3 protein-coding genes and 2 pseudogenes are annotated in these 4,486 nt (G+C 58.5%); 2 read left to right on the top strand and 3 right to left on the bottom strand.

Features of this window, described 5'->3' with window-relative positions; all coding sequences use genetic code 11:
- Positions 1-75 precede the first annotated feature (75 nt).
- Positions 76-222 (top strand): annotated as a pseudogene (locus tag BN948_RS27430) (DNA-binding domain-containing protein); the annotation flags it as partial.
- A 24-nt stretch (positions 223-246) separates the two neighbouring features.
- On the opposite strand, the gene BN948_RS26435 reads toward BN948_RS27430, so the two are convergent.
- From BN948_RS26435 to BN948_RS25105, 3 genes are all read right to left on the bottom strand, one after another.
- Positions 247-459 carry an integrase core domain-containing protein gene (locus BN948_RS26435; RefSeq protein ID WP_158515855.1) on the bottom strand — a complete coding sequence of 71 codons (213 nt, stop codon included), beginning with the start codon at positions 457-459 and terminating at the stop codon, positions 247-249.
- A gap of 159 nt (positions 460-618) precedes the next feature.
- Positions 619-1,713: a signal peptidase II gene (gene lspA, locus BN948_RS25110; RefSeq protein ID WP_009518528.1), complete on the bottom strand. Its 1,095-nt coding sequence runs from the start codon at positions 1,711-1,713 to the stop codon at positions 619-621.
- Positions 1,710-4,109, bottom strand: coding sequence for a heavy metal translocating P-type ATPase (locus BN948_RS25105; RefSeq protein WP_009518529.1), 2,400 nt, complete (start codon positions 4,107-4,109; stop codon positions 1,710-1,712). Before BN948_RS25105 ends, lspA begins: the two co-directional genes overlap by 4 nt.
- Positions 4,110-4,203: 94 nt before the next feature.
- On the opposite strand from BN948_RS25105, the pseudogene BN948_RS25100 reads away from it, so the two are divergent.
- Positions 4,204-4,416, top strand: a pseudogene (locus BN948_RS25100) (MerR family transcriptional regulator); the annotation flags it as partial.
- Between the last annotated feature and the right edge of the window lie 70 nt (positions 4,417-4,486).

Here is a 4,486-nt window from a genome sequence, read left to right as displayed (position 1 = left end):
CAAATCCGTCCCGTTTGAAGAACTGGCATCCGTTCCTACCCCAAACTCGTTTATCAACTGGCAACGCGACAGAACCCTAGAAAGTCCCGTCACCTGCACGGATACCTTTTGGAAGATTCAAGCCTGCTTTTCTTAGAAACGCCGCCGAATAATCCCTACTTATCCCTGTTGTGTGAGACCACAGGAAGCGGACTTCATGAAAGCAATGAGGGTCAACATTGAAGTCCCCTCAAATACCTGAGCCACTCAGAAGTAGAGATTGGGGAACAGTTTGACACGGTACTCGACCGGTGGGATTCGGCCGAGGGCTTCATGGGGTCGATGGTGGTTGTATCGCTGTAGCCAGTCGGCCGTCATGTCACGCACCTCCTGCAGTGAATCGAAGACGTAGCGGCGAAAGCTGTCAGCGCCCTTCGAAATCGGCAGGAGCGGACAGTCCTTAATGTAGCGGATACTCACCCTCCTCTTATGGACACCAACTGCTGGCTCCGACGTTGGCTCAGCAAGCGATCCCATCGAAAGGTCACCAGCGGCATTCTCCAAATCAGTCTTTCTGGCTCCTGAGTTATGTGTCGATCACACCCGATACGCGCCTCATATTCCTTGACTTGTATCCGACTATGGAGTTTTCATAGGAATTTGTCCGCTTACGGCGACATCCCGTTTTCCTTGGTGCATGGTGGCCGAAAGCAAGCAGATCGCGCCAAGGGATATTGCAACGTCAGCCAAATTGAAAGCGGGCCAATGCGCTCCGTGCCAATGGAAATCGAGGAAATCGACTACAGCCCCTCGCAACAGGCGGTCAACTGCGTTACCCAGCGCGCCACCTAAGATCAGGCTATAACCCACGCCTTCCCATTTAGATACTCCTTGACGCAATAGGCGGATCAGCCAGATTGAGACTCCCAGCGCAAGCGCGGCAAAACCGAAACGCGCCCAGCTACCAGCACCAGCCAGCAGGCTGAATGCGGCGCCGTTGTTCTTCAAGTGGACGAGATTGAAGAAAGGGGTTACAGCGACTTGATCGCCATAGCCGAAAAAAAGCGAGACGGCGGCCTTTGCGACCTGATCGCCAAATAGCACTGCGGCAGCCAAGCCGTACCAGATTCCGATTGCCCGCAGCCTCGTCAGCCTCCAGGCACTCGCCAGCATCGTCAACAGCGAACCAGCAAGCGCAAGGCTGCCGGAGGCGATGCCCCAGCCGGCCAGCACGTCGGCGGGAAAGTGCATGCCCGCAGCAATGCGCGACCAGCCGACCAGAACGACATAAGCAACTAACGCCAATCGGTGGCGTACACCTGTCAGCGGCCACAACGCCCCGGCAACAAGTGCGGCGTAAGTGGAATGACCGCTCGGCAGGCTATAGTGCTCCTCCACTGTGCCAAGCACGTGATTCAAATGGCCAAATACCGCTGCCGGTCGCGGAAAATCGAGCCAAAATTTCAAGATGGAGGCTATTGCAATCGCGATGCCGAAGCCGATCACGAATTGAAGAAGCTGCCGCCGAATTGCCAAGGCGTGATCGGCTGCTGCCGTTGATCTTGACCATGCCCACAGTCCGAGCATCACTAGGGGCGCAGTCCAGTAGTTGCCCAGGACGTTGCTGAAGATCCAGGCCAGCGGTATCAAAATCGGCGGCGTGGCCTCGTAGACGAGCTGAAACAGAGCGCTATTCAAGCCACCCCAATCGTAAAGAATGGCTTTCCAGTTCATCGGCGCAACAGCCTCAACCCGTTGCCGACCACCAGCAGACTGGCCCCCATGTCGGCAAACACCGCCATCCACATCGTGGCTTGCCCGGTGAAAGTCAGAATCAGGAACACCGCCTTGATGCCCAGCGCGAGGGCGATGTTCTGCTTCAAAACGCTAGCTGTTGCACTGGACAGTCGCACGAATGTCGGCAGCTTGCGCAGGTCGTCATCCATCAACGCAACGTCGGCGGTTTCGATGGCCGTATCGGTTCCCGCCGCCCCCATTGCAAAGCCGATGTCCGCACGCGCGAGCGCCGGGGCATCGTTGATGCCATCGCCCACCATGCCAGTTTTCCCGTCCGCCGACAGTCGCTCCACTTCATGCAGTTTGTCTTCGGGCAGCAGATTGCCACGACTGCGGTCAATGCCGACCTGACTGGCAATGGCAGCGGCAGTGTGCGGGTTGTCACCGGTCAACATAATGGCTTTGATGCCCAGTCGGTGCAGTTCGGCAATGGCCTGGCGGCTGCTGTCCTTCACCGTGTCAGCCACTGCGAAGAGCGCCCGCACTCCTTCCTGTCCCGTCAACATCACTACGGTTTTGCCCTCGGCTTCAAGCGCAGACACCCTGGACTCCAGATCTGGCGAACACATGCCCAGTTCCTCGACCAGGCGGTGGTTACCCAGGTGATAGATCTGCCCGTTGATGTCGCCACGAACCCCGCGCCCAGGCAGCGCTGCGAAATCGGCTACATCACGCGGTGTCAACCCATCGTTGACGGCTGCACGGGCCACTGCCAAGGACACTGGGTGGTCTGAACGGGCTGCGAGGCTGGCGGCCAGCAATCTGGACGCATCAGGATCGGCGTTGCCCCATGCAGCGAAATCAGTCTGCGCTGGCTTGCCGTGTGTGATCGTGCCCGTTTTGTCCAGGGCCAGCCATTTGAGCTTGTGCCCCTCTTCCAGATAGACGCCACCCTTGATCAGGATGCCGTGCCGTGCGGCAGCAGCCAGACCGCTCACAATGCTCACCGGCGTGGAGATCACCAGAGCACAAGGACAAGCGATGACCAATAGAACCAGCGCCTTGTAGATCCAGTCCAGCCACGGCACGCCGAATACCAGCGGAGGCACAAGCGCCACGGCAAGGGCTACCGCAAATACGATAGGCGTATACAGCCGCGCAAACTGATCGACGAAACGCTGCGTCGGCGCGCGGCTTCCCTGAGCCGCTTCAACGGCATGAATGATGCGGGCCAATGTCGATGCGCTGGCGGCAGCGGTGACGCGGAATTCAAACGAACCCTCCCCATTGATCGTGCCTGCAAACACGGAATCGCCCTCAGCCTTGTCTACCGGAAGGCTCTCACCAGTGATCGGCGCCTGATTGACGGAGGAGCGGCCTTCGACGATCAGCCCATCGAGGGCAATGCGCTCACCAGGTTTGACGCGAACACGGCTGCCCACGGGCACGGCGTTGGCGTCCACCGCAGCCCAACTGCCGTCCGCTTGTTGAACCAATGCGGTATCCGGCGCGAGGTCCATCAAGCCACGGATGGCATTGCGAGCCCGATCCAAGGACTTGGCCTCGATCACCTCGGCTAGTGCGAACAGCACCATCACCATAGCCGCCTCGGGCCAATGGCCTATGAGCATGGCCCCAGTGACCGCAATGGACATCAACGCATTCATGTTCAGGTTGCGGTTCCTGAGCGCAATCCAGCCCTTCTTGTAAGTCGTGAGGCCGCCAGTGAGGATGGCCACCACGGCCAGCGCGACCACGACCCAGTGGTTGCCGCCGTTGAGCCAGTACACAACCTCGGCCAGCGTTGCGGTGACGCCTGACACTGCCAGCGGCCACCAGTTTGTGCGTGCAGGCGCTTGCGCCTCGGCTGCCGAAGGGGCCGAAGAAGTGCGCACCTCGGCGTCGAAGCCGAGCGATTTCAGGGCTGCAAGCACATTGGGAAGTGCGTCGGGTGTATGTGCGACGTGCAGCCTGCGCTGGACGAGGTTGAATTCAAGATTCGCAACGCCTGGCACGCCGGCAAGCTTGCCGCGGATCAATGCCTCCTCGGTGGGGCAGTCCATCTGCTGGATGGATAACCAGGTACTTTGCTGGGCTGCCTTCTCATCCATCCGAACCGCTCGCATCCCGATGGCCGATAACGCGTCTTCGATAGGGCGCAACGAGGCAAGCTGATGGCTGACTCCCAGTGTTCTCTGCACCAGATTGAATTCAAGGCTGCTCACGCCCTGCACCTTTCCGAGTTTGTCGCGAATCAACGCTTCCTCGGTCGGGCAATCCATGTTCTCGATGCGGTAGCGCACCTGCGGCAACGCTGCTTCGACGATGTTCGGTTTCGGGTTGGGCACCACAACGGTAGAGCAGCCACATCCCTTGGAGCCACATTCACTCATGGCAACTCCTCTTGTGTAGATCTGAGGTTGATGATTTAACACTCTATAGTTACTATAGAGTCAAGTCCTTTTTCCTTTTATCCCAATCCGCACCATGAACCTCCAGATCGGAGAACTTGCCAAACGCACTGCCTGTCCGGTGGTGACGATCCGCTATTACGAGCGAGAGGGGCTGCTGCCGCAGGCTCGCCGCAGCCAGGGGAACTTCCGCTTGTATGGAGAGGCGCATGTGGAGCGCTTGCAATTCATACTTCGCTGCCGTTCGCTGGACATGCCATTGAGCGACGTGCGAACTTTGCTGGGTTTTGTCGCGTTGACGGTCAAGCAACTTGCTCGTCTATGCTGAGCACTTTGACTGAAAAGGTTTGAACGAGATG

The sequence above is a fragment of the Hydrogenophaga intermedia genome (assembly GCF_000723405.1).
Taxonomy (GTDB): Bacteria; Pseudomonadota; Gammaproteobacteria; order Burkholderiales; family Burkholderiaceae_C; genus Hydrogenophaga; species Hydrogenophaga intermedia.
This window is presented reverse-complemented; position numbering and strand designations above follow the sequence as displayed.